Genomic DNA, 22,491 nt, shown 5'->3' on the forward strand with positions numbered 1-22,491 from the left:
TTGGCAATATCTATTATATAAAGTTATAGAATCTAGTAACTTTTAATTACATATTCTCCCTTTATTTATGAAATAACGATAGAATATAGCCTTTATCTCACTAAAATTCAAGGATATACATGCAAGAGTATGGCAAGAGAAATAAAAGTCTTGCAAAGGCGGTTTATATTGAAGAAGCAAATCTAGATGATTATATTATGGTTGATATGCGAGATGAAGAGGAAGTGTGTGCAGCACGCATTAAGGGTGTCCCAAATATTAAAGAAACCCATGCCCTTTTCAACCTTGCTAAAGACAATCCAGACAAAAAGATACTCATACATTGTAAAAGAGGGGGCAGGGCGTCTGCTATGGGGAGCAGGCTTGTAAGGCTTGGTTGCGATAATATCTACTTTTTTGATGATACCTTTGCTAGATTCTATGAAAAGTTTGAGATTGTAGGTATCTCAAAAGATTGCTTAAGAGATTTACAATAATTCTTTGAAATTTTACTTTTTGGATACGACACAATGAAAAATCTTAACTTTTATATTTTATCAGGGTTTATATCATCGGCTTTGCTTGTAGGTGGCTTTGGAATCTTACAAGCACAAAATATTGCAGACCACACACAAATGCAAATCGCACAAAGCACACCCAACGCACAAACACCGCCAAAGAAAAAGCTAACACAGGCAGAAAGAGATAGGGCGTTACAAAAGTTTATGGCAGCAGTGAATCTTGTTGAAAGTAGCTATGTCAGCGATGTGGATACAAATGAGATTATTGAGAAAGCAATCTCTGGCATGTTAAGCAATCTTGACGCACATTCTGCGTATTTACCGCAAAAAGATTATGAGGACTTACGCACAAAAACAAGCGGTAGTTTTAGCGGTATAGGCATAACCGTTGGCATGAAAGATGGGGCATTAACGATTATCGCACCACTTGATGACACACCTGCTAAAAAAGTCGGCTTAAAAAGCGGGGATATTATCCTAAAAATTGATGATAACCCAACACTTGATATGAAAATAGACCAAGCCGTATCGCTTATGAAAGGCAAAAAAGGCACAAAAGTAACACTTACAATCATAAGAAAAGGCGAAACAAAGCCGCTAAAATTTGAGATTAAGCGAGATGATGTCAAAGTCCGCTCTACTTTGGTAAGTAAGATTGAAGAGACAAATTACGCTTATGTTCGCGTTGCGACATTCGATCAGCATGTAACGCGTGAAGTGAAAAAGGGCTTAAAGGATCTTGGCAAATTTGAAGGCATTGTGCTTGATTTGCGTGGGAATCCGGGCGGATTGCTAGATCAAGCTATCGGGCTTGTAAGCCTTTTTGTAAAAGATGGCGTGGTTGTGAGTGAGCGAGGTAAAATAGAGAATGTCGAGCTTAAGACTTCAGGTAAAGCAGAGTTTTTACATGAGCCACTTGTGGTGCTTGTAAATGGTGGTAGTGCATCTGCGAGTGAGATTGTAGCGGGAGCATTGCAGGATTATAAAAGGGCAGTTGTTGTGGGAGAAAGCACATTTGGCAAAGGAAGTGTGCAAAAGATTTTTCCATTTGGCAGAGAAGCTAAAGAGGCAATGAAGCTTACCATAGCAAAGTATTATTTGCCAACAGGCAGAAGCATACAGGCAGTAGGCATTACCCCAGATCTTGTTGTGGCAGAAACTGAAGTGCCTCTAAGTGATGAGAATCAGCTTGAGTTTAAAGAAGCCGATTTAAAACGACATTTAAAAAATGAATTATTACAAGAAGAAAAGAAGAATAACTCGAAAGCAGATTCTAAAGATTCTGAAAGCAAAGATATTACACAAAGCATGGTTATGAAAGACATGCAGCTAAAAAGCGCTATCGATGTGCTAAAAACTTGGGCAGTTATTAAAGGCACAGCAAAGTAGGCTTTTAATAACTTGTAGCATAAAGGGATAAAACTAGTTTTATCCCACGCCTAGTTGCTGTTGTACATGGTGTATTTTTAGAATCTGACTTCCCAAAAATTGCCCAATTTCATGATAGAATCTAGGTTAGGTGTTTTGTTGCATTGAGTATGATATATTAGAATCTAATCGCCATTTTATACTTGAGTGGCTATAAGATTCAGTCTAGATTCTAAAATGCAAATAAAATATAAAAACCTTAAGGAGACATACTTATGAAAAATGTAGTAACACAAGAAAAAGACTTTTTGCAAGAAAATCTTGTAGAAGCAAATTTGCTTTATGAGGGCAAAGGGAAAAAGCTGTATAAAACGACATTAGAGAATACTTTGTTAGCGGCGTTTAAAGATGATTTAACAGCATTTAACGCACAGAAAAAAAGTAGCGAAGAGGGCAAAGGTAGCCTAAATTGTCAAATCTCAACGCAGATTTTTACACTTTTAGAATCTAAGGGGATAAAAACTCACTTTATACAAACTTTGCAAGATACATATATGCTATGCAAGAGCTTAGAGATTATCCCCATTGAAATTGTGGTGCGAAATATTGCTACTGGGAGTTTGAGTAAAAGACTAGGCATTCAAGAATCTTTAGACATAAAAGACACGCCGCTTAAAGCCCCGCTTGTAGAGTTTTATTATAAAGATGATGCTTTGAATGATCCTATTATTACAGATTCTCATTGTCTTTTAATGGGACTTGCAAACACTGATGAGATAGCAAAACTTAAAGAGTTAGCATTGCAGGTGAATGAGATATTGAAAGAGTATTTTGATAAGGCTTCATTGCGACTGATTGATTTTAAGCTTGAATTTGGCAGAGATTCTCATAGGAATATTTTACTTGCTGATGAGATAAGCCCTGATAGTTGCCGTTTATGGGATAAGGCAACAAATAAAAAGATGGATAAAGATATTTTCCGTCAAAATCTAGGCAATGTAACAAGTGCTTATAAAGAAGTGTTGTCTCGTCTCACAGAGATTAAGTAGATTATGCGTTTTTATATCTTTTTTATATTATGTATTTTTAGCTTTACTGCATGTTCTATCAATCGTCAGCTTGTCCCACTTGCAAAGAGTAAGGAAATCGGCTTTGTGAGTGATGGTAGTTTTGTATTGCAAGACCCACCACCCGGTAAAGCAAGAATCTATGTGTATAGGGAGAATAATCATGTCGGTTCATATCTAGGCTATACCTTGCGGATTGAGCATCAGCCAAAGACAGATTCTAAAGGGCGTCCAAGCTATAAGAACTATCAAGATTCACTTGGCTATATGGCAATGGGTAAGACCTTTTTAGCTGATGTTGAGGCTGGCTATCCTATCGCCCTTATGGCAAAGACAGAGGCTACAAGCTATGTGCTATTTACACCTATGGAGGGCGAGATTTATTGCATTAAAGGCAGTATGAAAAATGGCTGGACTATGCCTAGACCGCATATTGTCTTTGTAGATAAGCAGACATGTGAGGAAGCATGGATTGACTACTTTTCAAACAAAAATGTAGAGTTTCAAAATCAATGGCGTAAAGTCTATAATGAAAAGGGCGATAGGATTAGACTTGACACACCGACAAAAGCACGCGTTACGCAATAGCTTGTATAGATTCTGTTTTTATAGAATCTATTTTTACTAAAAGATTTTAAATTCTTGCTATTTTGCACCCACCCAAATGGTTGAGATTCTAAAACCTAACGCAATCGCTTGTATAACTAAGCATTACAAAAAAGATGAAACATCTAATTTAGACTTTAAGTTTTAGATGTTTGCTTATACTTAATATATTAAGAATCTTAAATATAATAATATAATAAACCTTGCTTATAAATCACTTACAAGTAAAGTATATTAAAGGGGTAAAATAATGAGACTATTAAGAATCTTTCTACTTAGCATTATGATATGTGGGAGCTTAAGGGCTGAGGGTGGATGGGAGGAATTACCACATATAATAGGAAATTGGTTTCAAATAGCTTCATTTCACTATGGCTTTAGCACAGATTTAAACACAATAGATTCAAATAAAGTAGCTAAAGATAGATTTGGCGGAATCATTGGTGCTAGTGTAGGGTGGAATTTCTTTGTGGATTTTGAGTATAGGCATAGCAGCACTTACTATTTCAAACCTGCCGCACCTATTCCTTTTACTTATGAGTATGTGGGTTTTGGAGCAAGGCTTAAATATCTTTATATGGACACTTATGCTCCCACTCACTCTGTGGGCGGAGTGCTATATATCCACCCTGATGAATTTAGTAGATTTAGTGGTTTGGGTTTAATTCACCTTATAATTGGTGTCGGAGCAAACTTTAGCGAGAAACATAATCTCAAAGCAAATGGAGCATATATTGAAGTGGGTTTGGGCTTATTCAAAAAGATTCCGCTTTTAGTCAATACCGATATTACCTATCGTGCAAATATCTATGGCAAGTCTAATGATTTAGATTTAGGGACAATCCATAGCTTAAACTTTGTTTGGACTTTTTTCTAATATTTGTTAGCTATGAAATCTTAATATTTTAGCATTATAAAATCTAAACAAATAGAATCTAGTCAATTAAAAATATCACTTAAAAAATATTGCACTTAAAATAGTAATGATGTATAATTGCGGATAAAAAGAGTGTGAAATTATGACTTATAAACAAACAAAGACAAAGCATATAACATTTATTGTTTTAGGTATCATAGCCTATTTATTCTATGTTATGATGAGTGATATTTATCCTATTTTGCCACCGCTTATGGGCGTGTTATTTCTTATATTTCATAAGCATTATAATGATGAAAAGTTTTATATCCCAACGATTGTCCTTGCGTGTTTATTTTTCTATGAGTTTGATAAAACCTTACTTGTGGGAGTTATCCCTTGCGTGTTTTTTATCGTTAGATTCTTTGTAGCAGAGCAGTTAGAATCTATTGTGCTTATAAATGCACCTTTTGTGCTTGTTTATGTGTGTTCTTTATATTTGCTTTATTTTGCGGGTTTATTATTATGTAATGTTTTGTTTAAAACACCTATGTTATCCTTTTCAACAATCTATATGTATTATCTTATAGTGGATTGTATAATCGCATTAATATATTACTACCTTGCTATTAAAGAGTGATGATGAAAAATATACCGCAAAGCTTTCGGATTCTATATGCTATTTTTGGTGTTGTCTTCGCCATTATTATTATAAAGCTTTATATACTTGCTGTTGCTAGGCATGAATACTATGATAAACTATCAGTTGCAAATACGATTAAAACAGAAATCCTTGTGCCAACAAGAGGTCAAATACTTGATAGGAATAACGAGCCTCTAGCGATAAATGAGCTAGGCTTTACTCTATCCTTGCGTAATCGCTTGAGTAATGAAGAGCTAGAAAAAAGCATTGACTTTATCGCTTCTCATATCATTGATATAGATAAAGAAGAGTTATTAGAAACTTATAAAAAATTTAATAGCATTTATCGCCGCACACCAGTTACGCTTATAGACTTTGTATCTTACGCACAAATGCAGATTATATATCCAGCCATGATACAAGAAAATAATATTATTATAACCCCAACTACTAAGCGATACTATCCAAATAACGCATCAGCCGCACATGTTATAGGCTATATCGGGGCAAGTGATGTGCGTGATAGAGAAAATGATCGTGTTTCACGATACACAAAGATTATCGGTAAGCAAGGCATTGAAAAGCAATATAATGAATTTTTACAAGGGCAGCTTGGCGAAAAAGTCATACAGGTAAATAGCCTTAATCAGCAATTACGACTAATCGATGAAAAGCCCGCTACAAGCAATAATGATATGAAAATAAGCCTTGATATGCGTTTGCAAGAGCGGCTTGATTCTGTATTTAGTGAGCATAATGGTGCGGGTATCATTATGGACGCACATAATGGCGAGATACTTGCCGCAGGAAGCTATCCAGAATATAATATTAATGACTTTGTCGGCGGAATCTCACATAAAAAATATAAAGACTTATTAGAAAATCCCTATAAACCGCTTATTAATAAGCTTATTAGCGGTCAGTATCCACCCGGTTCTGTTATCAAAATGGGTATGGCATTAGCATTTTTGGAATTTACCGATACCACAGAAAAGACAATCATTTCTACACCTCCATATATTGAAGTCAATAAACATAAATTTCGCGATTGGAAAGCAGGGGGACATGGCAGCTCTGATGTGTATAAGGCGATTAGAGAAAGTGTTGATGTGTATTTCTACAAACTCGCACAAATCGCAGGGATAAATAATCTAGCCATTGTGATGAATAAAATGGGATTTGGGCAAAAAACAGGAGTTGATTTACCTTACGAAAACTCTGGAATCTTCCCCACACCAGAATGGAAAATGAGAAACTATGCACAGCAATGGTATGTAGGCGATACGATTGTTACTTCCATAGGGCAAGGCTCATTTCTATCCACACCCATGCAAGTGGCACGATATACCGCCCTTATTGCAAGTGGTAAGCTTGTAACACCGCATTTTGCTAAAGAATTAGGCGGTAAGCCAACAAATATGCCTATAAAAGATGTATTAACAAAGTTTGAGCACTCAAAGCTACCCGCCTTAAGACTTGGCATGTATCAAGTTTGTTCTGATCCATCTGGCACGGCATATCGTGTAACACAAGGCACACAAGTAAAACTTGCATGTAAAACAGGGACAGCGCAAGTCGTAGGTATCGCACAAGATGCAATAAAAAGAAAAAGGGAAGCTGATATGGAATATTGGCATAGATCGCAAAGCTGGATTACTGCCTTTTTACCTTATGAGAATCCAAAATATGTGATTACTATCTTAATAGAGCATGGTGGAAGTGGAGGTCGTGGTGGTCCATTACTCGTGCAGCTTGCAAACGCCTTGCGTGAATTTGGGTATATGTGATTCTGTGCTGTGTGTTACCTAAGATCTAGTAAGCATATGGAGCTCGTATCGACTCGATTCTAAGTTTTTTCATTAAGTCGATTTTATTTTCTTTTGCTGCGTATAAAACGAGAGAATCTTTTAGGTAATTTTGATGAATCTCGTATTGCTTGTATAACCCTTCCATGCTTCACGCAATAGCTAAAAAAACCAGATGAGATTTGCGTATTTTCTGCAATAGCACTTTGAAATTCTCTGTATGCTTTGAGTAAAAAGCCATCACCGCGTCTTTTTGCTTGAATAGCCCCTTGTGAAACAATGCGATTTAAAAATGCAGCAATCTTTGTTGCATAAAATTCATGCGGATTAAAATTATTAAGGAATATAGGCTCTCTTAACATAGATTCAAAAGCATAAGAATCATTATCAATTCTTTTTATTTCGTCTATTAAATCCTGAAAAGTTGGAAAATTGTGTGCGTTAATAAAGGCTTTTGGGTTGATTTCATAGTCAAGCATTGAAGTAGAAATGTGTGGTATTTGCATGTCAAAATCATCATTCTCATGTGTAACTGCATTAAATTTAGTTTCCAAATTGTGCTTGTTGTTATGTGGTGTTTTATGGACTCTAAGGCTTGTATCTCCCCAATAGATTGGCACACAACCAGCTAAAAACGCATCAAATAGCTTCTCTGTGAGATAGCCCGGATAGCTTGAGTTCTCAAAGCAAAGATTAAATTTATAGGACTTTAACCACTCAATTTTATCATCGACATTTCCGCCTATATTGTTTTTCCATCTACCACCAGAATCTACTCTTTTATATTTACTTAATGCTTCAAAAAACATATCTCTCTTATCTGTTAAGGCATTATTGCTTACCATAAAACCACAAAATTTTTCCTTTTTATCTAGTAGGCTTATCCTATTATCCATCTCTTTTTGTCGCATTTCATCACAAAAAACCCAAAACATATGGGGTAGTCTTAAATGCCTATCCTCAAAGTCAATATAATCAAAATCCATACTATAATCTGCTATGTTATAATCTGGGCGGATATTTTCTCCAGTATAAAAAATACGCACACAATCATATTTTAAATGTTCATATCCAAAAGGTCCATAAATAATAAAGTCAGGCTTATCGCTATAAACTATGTCATATTTCTTTTGTAATATCTGAATGAAAAAATTATTGTAAAAATTTTCTTCGCAATCTTTATTCCACCAGTCAAGAACACGCATTTTTACTTGCTGTTTTTGCATATATTTCCTTAAAATCTTAATATATTAACGAAACTTTGGATTCTATCATATTTTACTAAAATGTTGCATACCAACTGATTTACCCATAGAGATTTGAGAATCTAGCTGCCATATTTTATCATCTTTAATGAGCGCACTAACTGCAGGATTTGCGATGAGAATCTCAAAATCAGCTGTTAGTCTCTCTCCATTATCATAAAGTTTCTGCGTGATAATGCCCTGCAAACATGTAGCAAGATTTGCGCGTATATTGCAATCACTTTGCTTCATACCTATCATTCGCGTTATAGCGTCCATGCAGTTATTCGCATGAAAGCTTGCAAGCACTAAATGTCCGCTTAAAGCATGTGTGATAGCAAGAGTTAAGACTTCTGGGCTTAGAATCTCGCCTATTAGAATCACATCAGGATCTTCTCTTAGACTTGCAATAAGGCTAGATTCAAAGCTTTTAGAATGCAAACCTATCTCTCTTTGATTGACTAGAGATTTATTGCTTTTATGGATATATTCTATTGGGTCTTCTAATGTTAGGATATGTTTTTTTGTGGTTGTGTTGATATGATTTATCATAGCTGCAAGGGTCGTGCTTTTACCAGCCCCAGTTGTGCCGCATACAAGGATTAAGCCGCTTGTGTTTTCACAAAGATTTGCTAGGGCTAGGGGTGCTTGTATAGAATCTAGTGTTGGCATTTGATTATTATATATACGGATAGCATAACTCGCACCATTTATAGTTGTAAATTTACTGATACGGCATCGCACTTCCCCAATATACACACTAACACTTTGCTCGTTTTCTAAGTCTTTGCGATTGTAATCTCGTATCTCTTGAAAAAGTTTGTTAATTAGCTCTAATTTTATTTTAGCAATATTTTTCTTTTCATCTTGGAGATTCTCTAAGTCTATTTTACTACATTCCAATTCTTTCTTTAAAACATGCTTTTGCTCTTGAGGGGTTCCACGTAAGAGTCGCTTATCATTGATATCCCTCGGAAATGGTATGCCAGTAATCAGTTTGTAATGCAACCGCTCTTCTTCATTATCTTTATATGACTTTATATCAAATGTCTCAAGCTTTTCTATCCTTTTTAAACATCTTGCTTTTCTATCATTCCATATTGAGTAGGCAATCTCTGTAAGATCATAAAGCAATACCTGCTTTTTCACACGAAAATAGATTCCATCATGTGTTAGGTGAATATCACTTGCATTATGTTTTATTGCATCATTTATCACCTGTTCCAAAATCTTCACAAACATCATATTCATACACTTCCTTTCTTTACTCTAAAATATAGCGTTTCGCATATCTCAATGGGTGTGTGCTTAATAGTGTTTGTGAGTATATCACAATATCTAGCACTTGCACTTTTTTATCAGTTTGAGATTTACCCTCTTTTATAGTTGCGTTGTGAAAAATGTATTCCCCATAGAAATGCGGGTCAAACTGGATAGAATCTTTTTTGCAATCCTTACTATCATATTGCCTGTAGCATTGCAAGGCTATATCATGCAGGGTCTTTGCGTATAGAAGCGATTGCTTTTGAAAATATAGCATAAGTGTTATATCCTGCTTTATAGTAAGTGTCCGCAGAGTATGCAAGGCACTAAGGCTTATAGCAAGTGTGATAAGCAGAGCATAAAGGCTTATAAAACTTTTCTTTGTATTAAAAGACATGGATTTATATCTTTGTTTTTATTGTGGGCATTTTTTGTCTTACTTTTTCAAGGATTATAGAATCTGCTATACATATATTGGTAGAGCAGATTCTATATGAGAGAATATCATGTGAGTTTATCTTTTCTCTAACAAACTGCATACTTTTGACATTATGCAATAAAATGGCGTTGTTAAAATACAGATTATCATTTTGTAAGGTTAAATTAGCCTTTGTGGTATTTAAAGAAAAATCCATATATTCGCTCTTATCTGTATCAATAAAAAGCTTGTCATATTGCTCCCATGATATGTTATTTGGTGCTATTATAATGCTTTCTGGCTTTATACTGCTTAAATGTCTATTGATAAAAAGCTGTGTTTCAAAAAGACTTGCATTTGTTACAAGAAAATGCTGTATTTTGTAGTTTTGTGCTTTTAAGGCACTTATGCTTTTCATAAGGCTTACCCCTAAGATTCCAAGAACAAATATCGCAAGTAGCACTTCTAGTATGCTAAAGCCATATTTTGTATTCATGCTATATTTTATGCGTTGCAAGTGAAATCCATATTGTGTTAATTTTATGTGGTATTGTAGCAGATTTGATTTGAAAGTAGATTCTAGAATTTTACTACCCTTTATTATTATTCAAAGTATCATAAATCTTTTGTGAGAGTTCATTGAAAAGTAACTCTATTTGTCCGCTTAGGGCGGGGTTTGTTTGCTGGATAATCTCTTGCATTTTTTGCTGCTTTATAGCTTCTACTATATCTTTATTTGTTGGGGTTTGTTTTGTTGTTTTAGAATCTTGCGTGTTGAGATTCTTTGTTTGAGGTGCTTTGTTGTATCTTAATTCATTTTGCTGCAGCGTATGTATATCTTTTTGGAATATTTGAGCTTGTTTTGCATTGACATGGCTATAAAATTCGTGGAGTTGGGAAAACATCTCATACACACTGCAAGGGATACGCAAGTCACTGCCAATCACACAAATGGGAATATGTGCGAATTTTTCCTTTGCAAGAGTAAAATCTGTGATAATGAAATCTGCCTTATCAATCGCACTCAAATGCCCCTTTAAATAGAATCCAAGCGATAGAGATAAAAAGACATTTTTACATGCTAAGTGGATTTTGACATCATCTTCTGCGATATTTTGCTGTAATTGTTGCATAATCTTACCTTAAAATTAATATATAATGCGGTGTAGATATAGCCCGCAAGCTGGGGCTAACTCTCGCACACATAGGCTTTTTTCTAGTGTTATATCATTTTGTATTTGACGCACTAGATTTTGAAGTGTAATTCTACCTAAACTAAACTCAAAACAAGCTTTAAGCATAATTCTTACTTGTGAACGCAAAAAGCCATTTGCCCCAATATGTGCTACAAAACACGAAATATTATGAATCTTTGCAGGAAAAATATGCGCTTTTACAATCGTGCGTATAAAATCTTTTGTTTCACTGCCATTCTTTTTAAAAAGTGAAAAATCATGTGTGCCGATAAACTCATTAAGGGCGGTTTGTAAGAGTGAAATATCGCCATGTCTTACTTTTGCAATATAGTTGCTATAAAAGGGCAGCAATTCAGCTTGTGTGAAAACATAGCGATAAATCCGCAATTTCGCACTAAATCTCGCATGAAAGCTAGAATCTGCGATAAAGATTCTCTTAATTAAAACAAATGGATATAATCTATCATTGAGTAGTTTTTTCATCTTGTCTAAAGGCATGTATAGCTTTGCGTGAAAATTAATCACTTGATTTGTCGCATGCACATCTTTATCTGTGCGACCACTGCCAATAATTTTTGCTTTTATGCCAATCTTTTGCAAAGTAAGCTCAAAAAAATTAGCCACACTTAACACACCTTTTGTATGCTTTTGATGACTGAAGCCACAAAACTTTGAGCCATCATAAGCGATAATGCAAACAATATTACAACTCATTAATAAAATCTTTTAATATATTTTTTATACAAATAATATCCTGCAAGAAGCCATACAAGTGGTAGCAATAGGCTTAAAGCAGGGAAATTCATAGATAATACATACATTGCTAAAAGATAAAAGCTTCCGCTGCCTAGCACATAAAAATACGCATAATTTTTATGGAATCTAGGATTTTTAATCCCAAAAAAGAGTATCAAAAATATGCTTACGAGTGGAAATAAAGAAGTGCAAAATGATTGTGAGAATCTTTTTAGCTGCTTATAATCACCCTGAAACGCACTCGCCCAATATGTAAAGACATTATAATCGCTATCTTGCGTGCCATCAAGGAAATTCCGCACAATCATTTCTTTAAACTCTATTTTTTGTAAGAAATCCTTATCATTAAAATACGCATCACCATCATATAGCACAAGCTCTAATATGCCCTGCCTATTCTCAATTTTACCTGTTTTTGCGATGATAAAATTATCTTTTATCTGTTCTGTCGTGTTTGCATATAGCACAAGCCCATGAAAGACATTCTTATCTTTAGAATCAATATATACAAGCCAATCGCCAATCTTTTGTCCGAAATCACCGGGCTTTAAATCGATATTAATCTCATTTTTTTTAAGGCTTATGAAATCTTTATATGCCTGTTTAGAATTAGGCGTCATCACAAATGAAAACATACAAAGCACAAAGCTAACCAACACACACAAGGGCAGTAAAATGCGTATAATATCCTTAGGGCTTACACCAAGTGAGAAGAAGACTAGCATTTCAGATTCATAAGAAAGCTTACTTAACCCCAAAATACATGCACTATAAAAAGTAAGGGCAATAACAAAAAAAGTATTTGCAGGAATGCCATAGAGATAAAGCTGCATTAAGTCAATCATGCTTAATTTTACCCCATTTGTAAGCATGGCGATGTTTAATAAAAGAATGATAGAAGCGATGAAAAATAACACAAAAAAGAATGGGAAGAACATCTCGCCAATCGAGCGTAATACATATTTTTTAAGCAACATGATAAGCACTCACACATAAAAAGCTAAGTGAAAGAAAGGGGATAAATGGGATTTGTTTTATTGCTAAATTATTGGATTTAGATTCTATATTATTTTTTGTCTGATTATGTGCGTGGTTTTTTTGTGTGAAATTTTTGGAATCTAGATTTTCAATCGCTTGAATAGCAGCAGGATTATTGGATTCTAGAATCTTGTCATTTTGAGCCTTTGAAAAAGGCGAAATATCTTTTTTCAAATCTTTTATAGAATCTAAGCCCTGCCTAGATTTTATGCGAGATACTTCGCTTTGCTCAGTATGACAATTTTTAGATTCTAGATTCTCTACCAAATCTGGGTGGGTGCAGGGTTTAGGGTGCATTTTTTTAGATTCTAGGTTCTCAACCGCTTGAATGTATGCGGGGTTTTGAGATGGTTTTTGTGTAGAATCTAGATTCTTATCCAAATGGGCGGGTGCAGGGTGCAAGGGTGCAAACTTTATAGAATCTAGATTCTGTTTTGTGTTGTCTATATGGTTTTTAGAATCTAGAATCTTGTCATTTTTGCAAGTGTGGGCAAAATCCTTGCGGATTGTGCGAGCCGAAGGCGAAAAATCCCTTATGTCATTTAGTTTAGATATTTCATCACACTCAATAGAATCTGCATTATCACATTTAACATTATAGTCACTAGACCACACTCTCTTTAATCTCCATACATTAAAATAAGAATATACAATACCCATTAAAGAAGCCACACATAACATTTCAAAAATAAAGCTTATTTGATAGGCAAAAAAAGATTCTAAAATAACAGCAAGACTAGCGATAATCCACACATCACCTTCACCCATATATTGCCGATTGCCTACTAAATGCAACATAAAATACACCCCATACACAATACCTAAAACACCAAAAGCATACAAATCATACATTTCATGTGTTACATAATAAAGAATATTAGCACAAATAAAGAGAATAGCAAGCAATATATTTGGCACTTTTTGCGTATAAAAATCAAGCACACTTAATATATGTAAAAGCACAAAGCCCATAAGACAACAAAGGGCTACAAATATAGAATCTTGTGTATATAGCATATCTATATAGATAGCCCCATTTATACAATATAAACCCATAATATACGCAAACACTACATAAATACAAATTAGCATATAATGCAACATAGCATATCTCACTATCTTATAAGACACACCAAGCCCTGCTAAAAAAAATCCAAGCATAACACGCCACAATACAAAGCAAAGCAATATGCCTACACAAAGATATAAAATATTAGTAAGCATACTTTTCCTTTATGTTTTTAGAGTAATAGCGTTTATGCACCTTACGCCCTACATTTGCTTAAATCAATAGTTTCATGTCTATTTATAGAATCTAAGCAAATCACACTCAATCTAAGATAGCCTAGCAAGTTCTTGCAATAACTCTTCTTTAGTAAGCCATTGTGTGTTTGTGTTACTTGCATAAGTGAAATGTGGTGGGACGGGTTTGCCTTTTTCATTTAAAAGTGTAGTTGTATAATCAATTGGTGTTTGGAACATAATGCTAGGTGATATAATAAAAAAGTCATCAAACTCATAAGAGAGATGAGAATCATCTTCCCCTATCATTACTTCATGTAGCTTTTCCCCCGCTCTCTTACCGATAATCTTAAAACTTGCATTTGGTGCGATAGCATGTGCTAGGTCCGTAATTTTAATGCTCTTAATCTTTGGGATAAAGATCTCGCCACCTTGCATTCTAGCTAGATTCTTAATCACAAACTGCACGCCCATATCAAGCGAGATAAAAAACCTTGTCATATCTACATCAGTGATTGGTAGCTCAGCTGCTCCCTCACTCACAAGTTTGCGGAAAAATGGCACGACACTGCCACGACTACCGATAACATTGCCATAACGCACAACGCTAAATTTCGCTGGATTATCGCCCTTAATATTATTCGCACTGATAAAGAGTTTATCACTGCAAAGTTTTGTAGCACCATAGAGATTTATGGGATTTGCGGCTTTATCTGTTGAGAGAGCGATGATATGCTTCACACCTGTTTTTAGACATGCTTCAATGACATTACTTGCACCATGAATGTTTGTTTTGATACACTCCATAGGATTGTATTCAGCGATTGGGACATGCTTTAGGGCGGCTGCGTGTATGCAGATATCCACATCTTTTAATGCAGATTCCAATCGTTGTAAATCCCGCACATCACCTAGAAAATATCGCATACATTTATCATTATAGATTTGAGCCATTTCATATTGCTTTAACTCATCGCGGCTATATACAATTAGTCTTTTTGGCTTGTAGAGTTTCAGCACGATTTCTACAAACTTCTTGCCAAAACTACCTGTGCCACCTGTAATCAGTATGCTTTTATCATTTAACATTATATCCCTTTACATTTGATTTTTACAGAATCTTGCTACATCATTACGACTTTGAAATAACGCTTTTTTATTCCATTCTAGTGTAAAAAGGATTTGTTGTTCCTTCTCATCTAGATTCTTAAAATCTTTACAAAACTTTTGCATATTATTGCTTAACGCATGATATTCATCGGTTGTGATTGTAAAAATGTCGTCTTTTTGCATGTCTTTCGCTTCTTTTATGTGTGTGTTTGTGCCTTCTTGTGCTTGTTTTCTTATTTGTTGTTGCATAAGTTTAAAGTTGTGATTTTGTATTTTTTCAAGTATTGTGAGTGCTTTATACAAGCTTTTCGCACAATCACACAGCGTAGCGTTTGTCTCACTACACGGAATCTTTACATAAGACTCAATATCTTTTGCAAAGATTGTATAAGAAAATGTGCTACATAAAAGAAGTATGAAAAATCGTATATACATCAAATCTCTTTAGGATTATAAAAACTCATTATACGCATCACATGCTTCAGAATTCCCTAAATCACATGATTTGCTATATAATTCTTTTGCTTTTTTTAGATTAAGTTCCGCTCCAACTCCTGTGCGATAATATCCTGCAAGTTGATAGCAAGCCTGTGCGTTTTTGAAATCACATGAGCGAGTAAGTAGCCCAAATCCTTGCTTTGGATTTTTCTTAATGCCTTTACCACTTTCATAAAGATTCCATGCTTCAAAACATGCAGTAGCATTATCGCCATTACATGCGATTTGCCTTGCATTTAGGGCTTTTTGTCGTTGATTATGTAAAAGATAGATTTGTGCGTAAGCCCTGCAAACCTCGGTGCTATTGAGATTGCATTGCTTTGAGTTTTTATCCGCAAATGCTAGGGCTTGAGCACACATTGCTTTGTTATTATTTACGCATTGTGTTAGCATTTCTCTAAATTTATCATCGATTTTATAGGTTTGCTGACGACTTTTGGAGGTAACTAACTGCTCATTTCTGGGTGGCGTATCTTGCACGCCCGTTAGCTCATCTACGCGAAGTTCATCTAGGGTATCAAAACTTTTTTCTTTTTTAGAATCTGTGGTCTTCATACCACCACTTGGCGTATCTGGTCCTATGCGTATGACTTCAACCGGGGGCAAGTTTTCTGTGTCTTGTGCATTTGCAATACAAAATCCAAAGCAACATAGAAACATACTATATAATAAAGTTTTCATACACACCTCACATCGCGAAATAGCAGGAATTATAACATAAAATAAAGGATATATAAAAATACATTGTGGAATCTATTTTCTGTATGAAATATGGGTGGGCTATGGGTTAGGTGCAATCTCGGATATTTCCTACTATTCAATAAACAATTCATTGTGATAGGCTTTAAAATCTCAACTTTTCATATCTAGGGTATTAGAATCTTAGTCTTATCTCAATAGTTACTTTGTAAAATACAAGCTTTAATGTTGTAGTAAAAAGGATGGGTTATGTTGTTAAAAAGTGTGCTGTTGGTTTTTTTCTCATTTTATACTTTAGGCACAAATGTGCAAAAAGAATGCGAAAGTGAAAGAGATAAAATAAGTGGTTGCATAGAAAGAATATATACAAATGGTATTCTTACGGTAGAAATACCATATAAAAATGGTAGATTGGAGGGAATAAGTAAGGTATATTATGAGAATGGAAATCTTTCGCGTATAATACCATATAAAAATAATGAAGCAGTGGGTATTGTCAAGTTGTATTATAAAAATGGGAACTTGCAGGCAGAAATACCAATGTTAAACAATGTCTTACATGGGGACTTAAAATTCTACGCAGAAGATAAGAAGCCGCTTGCCCTACTTAAAACAACGGGTTATGGGATTATAAGTGGTAAATGCCATAATGGCAAAGCCCTAACAGAAAAAGACCTGATGAATATCAATAGAAGACACACGCTTAATATGGCTACTTTTTTGAATGAAATATGTTCGCTTAATCCTTAGTTCAATCTTTAACTTTTGTTTTTAGAATCTACCCGCACAATAAGACTATCTGGCAAACCTAAAGATTCTATAATTGCTTGTTCCACTGCTCTTTGTTCGCCATTATCACATTCATGATCAAAGCCCAATAAATGCAAAAATGCGTGGATAAAAAGCAATGAAAACTCTGCATAGGGATTATGCTTATATAATGCGGCTTTATCGCACACTTCATAAATATTTATGATAATGCTGCCTAAACATTGGGGCATATCGCTAGATTCTATATCCTGTATCTCTAAAGGAAAGCTTAGCACATCTGTGGGATAATCTTTTGCCATGTATTGCTTGTTTAACTCTTGCATAGATTCACTATCTACAAAGATTAATTCTATATAGAGATTTTGTTTATCTAAAGATTCTATATATTTATAGATACTTTCTTGTAGCTTTAAGTCTTTTTTTATAGAATCTAGTCGTATTGTTTGCATGATAAAATCAGCTAAAAACTCTATATAGCCATTTATCTCTATGCTAGAATCTTGTGTTAAATCTGTGTTTAAATCATTGTTAGAATCTTGCTTTAAATCCTGCCATGCTTGTAAAATCTCTGTGTGTGGGGGCTTATCCATTGCATTTTGATTAGAATCTAGATTCCATAGATTATGTCCTAAGTCTTGTGCTTCACCCAGATTTGACATAGCACCTAGACTTTTAGATGTTTCACTTCGCTCAACATGACAATTACTAGAATCTAACAATCTTTCATGATTAAGCCCCCTCATTTTCTCTTGCATATATGGAAAAATATGTGTTGTCTTAAAGTGATTCCATAAATTTTTACAAGGCTTTAGTAGAAAAAAGCTCTCATCAACTTCTACTCGCATATTTGCACCTCGCATTCAAGCCTTATGCCACTTATCTCATAGACTTTTTGTCTAGCTAGCTCTATAACTTCTATCGCGTCTTCAAACCTTGCACCACCTAGATTTACTAAAAAATTTGCATGTTTATCGCTAAAGCCTACATTATTGATATAAAAGCCTTTCATACCAGCAAGTTCTAGCAGTCTGCCTGCATAGTCATTTGGTGGATTCTTAAAGCAGCTCCCACAGCTTGGGTCATGCGGATGAGTGCTTCTCATTTGTGTAAAAAGCGGCAATAAATCATATCGAAAGCCCGGTATTTTATGGAATCTTGCCGCAAATATCACGCCATCACTCTCCCTTGTCCTATATAAAAGCCCTGCTTTTTCCACATCAATCCACTCGCCATTGATATTTAAGCTTTGCAAAATCTGTGCTATCTCATATTGCTTCATACCCGCATTCATATTACATAATGCACCGATATTTCCGGGCAGATTCTTAAGAAACTCTAATCCACTTAGATCATGCTTTTTAAAGAATAAAAACGCCTGCAAACTTGACACGCTCGCGCCCATTTCAATGCAATTTTCATTTAATGCGATATACTTAAAGCTATCACCCAGTATCGCAAGATTCTTTGCGTTTGGGGATACAAGCAGATTATTTGCCTTGCCAATGATATGCCATTGTTTAGAATCTAGCTCTAAAAATGTGCGTTTTGTATGAGTGAGAGGCGTGCTAAATTGCAGTGTTGTATTTTCAAAAAATGTGATTTTTTTACTTGTTATTTTAGAATCTTTATTGCTAAAATACGCCCCCACATCAGCTATATCAAAGACTTTTACAGGTAGCTTTGTGCCAATCTTTAGGCTTGAATATTTTTGAAAGTCAATAAGTATTTCTTGCATATTTAGGAGATAATAGTAGGTATCATATTAATCACCATTTTAGTGAAGTCCATAAGCATGTTTAGCATCCACGGCATAGTGAAAATAATCATAGCAACAACAGCTAGAATCTTTGGGACAAACGCGAGTGTCATTTCATTAATCTGCGTTGTAGCTTGAAAAATGCTAATCAAAAGACCCATGATGAGTGCGACAAGCAAGACAGGCAGGGATAAAAATAGCGTGATTTTATAGGTTTGTATGGCAAGCGACATGAGTTGTTGTTCCATTGATAGCCTTGTGTTGATATGAGAATGAGATTCTAGCATGTTTAAGAAAATATGGGAATGTTTGGTGGGTTGTTTTGGTTTATAACATGACATGAAATAAAGCAAAATAATGTAAAAGTGGCTTTTAGCCTTGACTTTGTTTTTTTGTAAATTGCGCATAGGCTTTTGAATGCTTTGTGTGTGATTTTAGGATATTGCATGTAGGATTTTATGTAGATTCTAAGATTTAGGGCGGTAAAAGGCAGATATTTTACAAAAAGGTTGCAATATGAAAAAAGGTTTAATAGCGTTGGTGCTTGGTGCATTTATCTCAAATGCGTATGCTGTTGAGGTGGGTGGAGATGAGTTGTATAAGGCGTATTATGATGATAATGCAGGTAAGAGTATAACACATTATTGTTATAAGGATATTGAGACAATAATTTATGGTGGTTGGGGAGTGTTTTACGCCATAGTGCCAAGTGATGATGCTTTGTGTCAGTTTTCTTTGCGTGATGGATTAAAAGAGGTAGAGAAGTTTGAGTATATGAAAAAATCCGATGCTTTAATGAATGCGATGAAGAAAGATTTTGAATCTTTGCAGCAAAAACTTTACACTTTGAGGACTAAACTTAGGGAAGATGGTTGTGTAGTAAGCGATAAATGTAAAATGAAAGACTACTACGAACCAGTCTCATGCGAAATGAAAAAGCCACTTGATGAGATTCTAAATAACCTTGATAAATATTATACGGATATTAAATAGGTTATATTTAGCTTCTTTTACGATTTAGGGCAAATACGCCTTAAATTAAAGATAGATTCTAAAGATTGCTTTCTGTCTTAAAGGCTATATAGGCGGTCTATTTTAAAATAGATTTGTAGATTTAGTCATAAAAATTTATTAAAGCGATATGTATTTTACATAATTTATACAAAAATAAGAAAAAATGTAAAAATATATTGACTTTACAGAAAAAAAAAGATATGATTATGTCTTTAATTTTTAAATACTTTTAAAAAGACCCGTTAGCTCAGCTGGTAGAGCAATTCCCTTTTAAGGAATGGGCCGTTGGTTCGAATCCAACACGGGTCACCATTTAGTCTAAGCTGTGGCCCCTTCATCTAACGGTTAGGATACCACCCTTTCACGGTGGCTACAGGGGTTCGAATCCCCTAGGGGTCACCAAGCTTTACGATATTTTCTACACTACATAATAATTTCTTTAGGTCGCTTAGCTCAGTTGGTAGAGCGCCACCCTTACAAGGTGGATGTCACAAGTTCGAGTCTTGTAGCGACCACCATTTGGAGCGGTAGTTCAGTTGGTTAGAATACCTGCCTGTCACGCAGGGGGTCGCGGGTTCGAGCCCCGTCCGTTCCGCCACTTTTTCTACGCATAATATTTTCTTGTTATCTTTCATTAATAAGTTACTTTAAAGAATAGAATCTGATTTGTTCCCGCCTTTTTAATAACAATAAAAAGTATTTGAAACCTTAAGTCTTTTTTTGCTTTTTATCTTGTTTTATTGTGTATCGTTTTACAGCATATAGAGCAGTTAAGTTGCTTACAACAAAACAAATACGCCGCACAGATTTTAATCTAGCATGTATCTATTTTTGCCCCTACTATTTATAGCATTATATCTATACAATCATGAATAAGGTTTTTAATAAAATCTAAGATTGCTTTAGTGGATTAATCTGTGTAAAAAGCATAGGGTTATCTTTAAAGTCTTTTATAGCTTCTTCATATACTTTTTCAATCTTTTCTATGCTTAAATCTAGGGCATATTGTTTTGCGGATTCTTTGTATTTATCACGCATAGCTAGGCGTTCATCTTTATGTTCAATCCAGTATTCAATCTTAGCACACAAATCATCAATATTATTTGTTTGAAATAGGCTTCTTTCATCAAGGGCAAACTGATTTGTAGCAGAGATTTTAGAATCAGCTATCACAGGCACAATCCCAAATGAAATCGCCTCAAGACAAGAGATCGCTTCACTCTCAACTTGAGCTGGGTGTATGTATAAATCCATTTTAGCAATATTTTCCATTAATAAACTATTTTCAATATATCCAAACTCATAAGGGGTTTTTAGTAGTTTTTCACAAAGCCCTTTAAGATAAGATTCTCTAGGTCCTACTCCATGTAAATGCAATTTGATAAAATCTGCATATTTACTTTTTGCAATCGCTTTAATGAGTATATCTTGCCGCTTTTCTTTTGATAGCCTACCAACAGATGCGATATGAAAATAAGAGTCATTAAATTTCTCTTCTATTGCCGATGTTTGCTTAAATTTAAAGCCATTGCTGATTGCATACTTTTTGCCGACATAGCCGACACGATTAAGCTCAGATTCCATAAGCTTACTTGGGCAATGAATGTGGTGTGAATAGCGATAAAATGCACGATAAAAACGCTTGTAGAGATAGTGATTAAACCATTCAAAATCCATATTCATATTATAGCTTATATGCTGTGGTTGTACATGAAATGCGGTGATATATGGGATACGCATTTTTCTACAAAGATGTAGTGATACAATCTCAAGGCGAAAAGGCATATATAAATGCACGATATCTGCACCGCTAAACGCTTCTTCTAATACCGCTGTATTTGCCGCTCCAAATATCATGTGCTGTCGTTTAGACACTTCTGTAACAAGCGGGATATATCGCTCTTTTACCCCATATAGTCTCTCACCCTCTTCTCCTATTGCTCCCCTTGCCATTTCCCCTTTATCATCAGTGATATTGGTAGCTACTATGCGGACTTCATGTCCTTTTTTGATAAGCTCTCTTGCAAAGCGAAAGGCTGTCATAGAAGTGCCATTGCTTCTATTTTTATAACTATCAACAACAAAGGCGATAACCATCAATCAAACTTTAGCTTAAAGATTTTTTTATCAAACACGGCGATATAGAACATGCCATAAAAGATTTTAATATCAAGCAAAAAGCCCTCAACCTTTACTTCACATTTTTTTGTATCATCTTGCAGGGCTTCTGCTTTAAAGATAATTTCATGTCCCAGTTCTATTGGTGCTAGAAATTTAATATCCGCACCGATAACAAGGCTATTTTTCTTATTTAAAGCAGTTAAAGCACAATGTGAAGCTGCACTGAAAATAAAGCCACTATGAATGAGTCTAGAATCTACACACATATCTTCAGTCGGTGCAAAGCGAACTTGTGAGATATTATGTCCCAATCCCATAAGCTCGCCAGACAATCTAAAGTTAATATCCTGTGCGATACTTCTGTCTTCTAAATGATTGCTTAAAGTGGTATGCACTTCTTTTTCTTCTGTCATACTTTCTCCTTTACAAGTTTTGGCTAAATATTTGCAACTGCAAATATCCTAAAAAGTAGCTTAACATAAAATTATCGGCTTTAATACGCCTATATAAAATCCTAAAA

Annotated in this window: 25 protein-coding genes and 4 tRNA genes; 13 read left to right on the plus strand and 16 right to left on the minus strand. The window is 34.9% G+C overall.

All coding sequences use genetic code 11. The features are described from left to right. Nucleotides 1-119 precede the first annotated feature (119 nt). From C6H17_RS00380 to mrdA, 7 genes are all read left to right on the plus strand, one after another. Entirely contained in the window at nt 120-476 is a 357-nt protein-coding gene (locus tag C6H17_RS00380) for a rhodanese-like domain-containing protein (protein ID WP_004086374.1), read from the plus strand. A 33-nt stretch (nt 477-509) separates the two neighbouring features. Beyond that, complete coding sequence (locus tag C6H17_RS00385; RefSeq protein WP_005216593.1) at nt 510-1,889, plus strand: S41 family peptidase; 1,380 nt, start codon at nt 510-512, stop codon at nt 1,887-1,889. Nucleotides 1,890-2,143: 254 nt separating this feature from the next. Further along, a complete protein-coding gene (gene purC, locus C6H17_RS00390) occupies nt 2,144-2,917 on the plus strand; it encodes a phosphoribosylaminoimidazolesuccinocarboxamide synthase (RefSeq protein ID WP_020995421.1) in 774 nt (257 codons plus the stop codon). 3 nt (nt 2,918-2,920) lie between these two features. Further along, the gene (locus C6H17_RS00395; protein ID WP_005216591.1) at nt 2,921-3,523 is read left to right on the plus strand and encodes a hypothetical protein; all 603 of its coding nucleotides are present in this window, start codon (nt 2,921-2,923) and stop codon (nt 3,521-3,523) included. A 268-nt stretch (nt 3,524-3,791) separates the two neighbouring features. Beyond that, nucleotides 3,792-4,418 carry a hypothetical protein gene (locus C6H17_RS00400; protein ID WP_005216590.1) on the plus strand — a complete coding sequence of 209 codons (627 nt, stop codon included), beginning with the start codon at nt 3,792-3,794 and terminating at the stop codon, nt 4,416-4,418. A 142-nt stretch (nt 4,419-4,560) separates the two neighbouring features. After that, a complete protein-coding gene (locus C6H17_RS00405; protein ID WP_005216587.1) occupies nt 4,561-5,037 on the plus strand; it encodes a hypothetical protein in 477 nt (158 codons plus the stop codon). A 2-nt stretch (nt 5,038-5,039) separates the two neighbouring features. Beyond that, nucleotides 5,040-6,827 (plus strand): penicillin-binding protein 2, encoded by a 1,788-nt coding sequence (gene mrdA, locus C6H17_RS00410; RefSeq protein WP_020995420.1) that lies wholly within the window; start codon nt 5,040-5,042, stop codon nt 6,825-6,827. An 83-nt stretch (nt 6,828-6,910) separates the two neighbouring features. Here mrdA and C6H17_RS00415 read toward each other — a convergent pair whose 3' ends face one another. The 11 genes from C6H17_RS00415 to C6H17_RS00470 form a co-directional block, all read right to left on the minus strand. Then, complete coding sequence (locus tag C6H17_RS00415) at nt 6,911-8,071, minus strand: glycosyltransferase family 10 domain-containing protein (RefSeq protein ID WP_020995419.1); 1,161 nt, start codon at nt 8,069-8,071, stop codon at nt 6,911-6,913. A 45-nt stretch (nt 8,072-8,116) separates the two neighbouring features. Then, nucleotides 8,117-9,340 carry a type IV pilus twitching motility protein PilT gene (locus C6H17_RS12665; protein ID WP_005216582.1) on the minus strand — a complete coding sequence of 408 codons (1,224 nt, stop codon included), beginning with the start codon at nt 9,338-9,340 and terminating at the stop codon, nt 8,117-8,119. Between the two features lie 13 nt (nt 9,341-9,353). After that, complete coding sequence (locus C6H17_RS00430; protein ID WP_040462596.1) at nt 9,354-9,749, minus strand: hypothetical protein; 396 nt, start codon at nt 9,747-9,749, stop codon at nt 9,354-9,356. A gap of 4 nt (nt 9,750-9,753) precedes the next feature. After that, nucleotides 9,754-10,287 carry a type II secretion system protein gene (locus C6H17_RS00435; protein ID WP_005216580.1) on the minus strand — a complete coding sequence of 178 codons (534 nt, stop codon included), beginning with the start codon at nt 10,285-10,287 and terminating at the stop codon, nt 9,754-9,756. A gap of 73 nt (nt 10,288-10,360) precedes the next feature. Beyond that, a complete protein-coding gene (locus C6H17_RS00440) occupies nt 10,361-10,903 on the minus strand; it encodes a hypothetical protein (RefSeq protein ID WP_005216578.1) in 543 nt (180 codons plus the stop codon). 15 nt (nt 10,904-10,918) lie between these two features. Further along, nucleotides 10,919-11,680, minus strand: a complete 762-nt coding sequence (gene truA, locus C6H17_RS00445; protein WP_005216577.1) for a tRNA pseudouridine(38-40) synthase TruA — start codon at nt 11,678-11,680, stop codon at nt 10,919-10,921. After that, nucleotides 11,680-12,699, minus strand: coding sequence for an LptF/LptG family permease (locus tag C6H17_RS00450; protein ID WP_004086390.1), 1,020 nt, complete (start codon nt 12,697-12,699; stop codon nt 11,680-11,682). Before C6H17_RS00450 ends, truA begins: the two co-directional genes overlap by 1 nt. After that, the gene (locus C6H17_RS00455) at nt 12,689-13,984 is read right to left on the minus strand and encodes a prepilin peptidase (protein ID WP_005216573.1); all 1,296 of its coding nucleotides are present in this window, start codon (nt 13,982-13,984) and stop codon (nt 12,689-12,691) included. Before C6H17_RS00455 ends, C6H17_RS00450 begins: the two co-directional genes overlap by 11 nt. Before the next feature lie 111 nt (nt 13,985-14,095). Further along, nucleotides 14,096-15,091, minus strand: coding sequence for a UDP-N-acetylglucosamine 4,6-dehydratase (inverting) (pseB, locus tag C6H17_RS00460; protein WP_005216570.1), 996 nt, complete (start codon nt 15,089-15,091; stop codon nt 14,096-14,098). Nucleotides 15,092-15,100: 9 nt separating this feature from the next. After that, a complete protein-coding gene (locus C6H17_RS00465; RefSeq protein WP_005216564.1) occupies nt 15,101-15,547 on the minus strand; it encodes a hypothetical protein in 447 nt (148 codons plus the stop codon). A gap of 15 nt (nt 15,548-15,562) precedes the next feature. After that, on the minus strand, nt 15,563-16,291 hold the full coding sequence (locus tag C6H17_RS00470; protein WP_020995417.1) for a tetratricopeptide repeat protein: 729 nt from the start codon (nt 16,289-16,291) through the stop codon (nt 15,563-15,565). A gap of 267 nt (nt 16,292-16,558) precedes the next feature. Between C6H17_RS00470 and C6H17_RS00475 the strand changes: the two genes are divergently transcribed. Continuing rightward, a complete protein-coding gene (locus C6H17_RS00475; RefSeq protein WP_005216561.1) occupies nt 16,559-17,059 on the plus strand; it encodes a toxin-antitoxin system YwqK family antitoxin in 501 nt (166 codons plus the stop codon). 8 nt (nt 17,060-17,067) lie between these two features. Here the strand turns inward: C6H17_RS00475 and ybeY are convergent, their stop codons facing one another. The 3 genes from ybeY to fliQ form a co-directional block, all read right to left on the minus strand. Further along, a complete protein-coding gene (ybeY, locus tag C6H17_RS13490; protein ID WP_040462671.1) occupies nt 17,068-17,529 on the minus strand; it encodes an rRNA maturation RNase YbeY in 462 nt (153 codons plus the stop codon). A 386-nt stretch (nt 17,530-17,915) separates the two neighbouring features. Further along, nucleotides 17,916-18,815 carry a UDP-N-acetylmuramate dehydrogenase gene (locus tag C6H17_RS00485; protein WP_005216558.1) on the minus strand — a complete coding sequence of 300 codons (900 nt, stop codon included), beginning with the start codon at nt 18,813-18,815 and terminating at the stop codon, nt 17,916-17,918. 2 nt (nt 18,816-18,817) lie between these two features. After that, nucleotides 18,818-19,084 (minus strand): flagellar biosynthesis protein FliQ, encoded by a 267-nt coding sequence (fliQ, locus tag C6H17_RS00490; protein ID WP_004086408.1) that lies wholly within the window; start codon nt 19,082-19,084, stop codon nt 18,818-18,820. Nucleotides 19,085-19,352: 268 nt separating this feature from the next. On the opposite strand from fliQ, the gene C6H17_RS00495 reads away from it, so the two are divergent. The 5 genes from C6H17_RS00495 (at nt 19,353) to C6H17_RS00515 (ending at nt 20,448) form a co-directional block, all read left to right on the plus strand. Beyond that, entirely contained in the window at nt 19,353-19,829 is a 477-nt protein-coding gene (locus tag C6H17_RS00495) for a hypothetical protein (RefSeq protein ID WP_005216556.1), read from the plus strand. A 257-nt stretch (nt 19,830-20,086) separates the two neighbouring features. Continuing rightward, nucleotides 20,087-20,162 (plus strand) — tRNA-Lys (locus C6H17_RS00500). A gap of 15 nt (nt 20,163-20,177) precedes the next feature. Next, nucleotides 20,178-20,252: transfer RNA gene (locus C6H17_RS00505), tRNA-Glu, on the plus strand. A gap of 40 nt (nt 20,253-20,292) precedes the next feature. Further along, nucleotides 20,293-20,368: transfer RNA gene (locus tag C6H17_RS00510), tRNA-Val, on the plus strand. A 3-nt stretch (nt 20,369-20,371) separates the two neighbouring features. Beyond that, nucleotides 20,372-20,448 (plus strand) — tRNA-Asp (locus C6H17_RS00515). A gap of 293 nt (nt 20,449-20,741) precedes the next feature. Here C6H17_RS00515 and C6H17_RS00520 read toward each other — a convergent pair. Continuing rightward, nucleotides 20,742-21,947 (minus strand): glycosyltransferase, encoded by a 1,206-nt coding sequence (locus tag C6H17_RS00520; RefSeq protein ID WP_005216554.1) that lies wholly within the window; start codon nt 21,945-21,947, stop codon nt 20,742-20,744. Then, the gene (locus C6H17_RS00525) at nt 21,947-22,384 is read right to left on the minus strand and encodes a hypothetical protein (protein WP_005216553.1); all 438 of its coding nucleotides are present in this window, start codon (nt 22,382-22,384) and stop codon (nt 21,947-21,949) included. Before C6H17_RS00525 ends, C6H17_RS00520 begins: the two co-directional genes overlap by 1 nt. Between the last annotated feature and the right edge of the window lie 107 nt (nt 22,385-22,491).

Source organism: Helicobacter rappini (genome assembly GCF_900198625.1).
GTDB lineage: Bacteria > Campylobacterota > Campylobacteria > Campylobacterales > Helicobacteraceae > Helicobacter_A > Helicobacter_A rappini.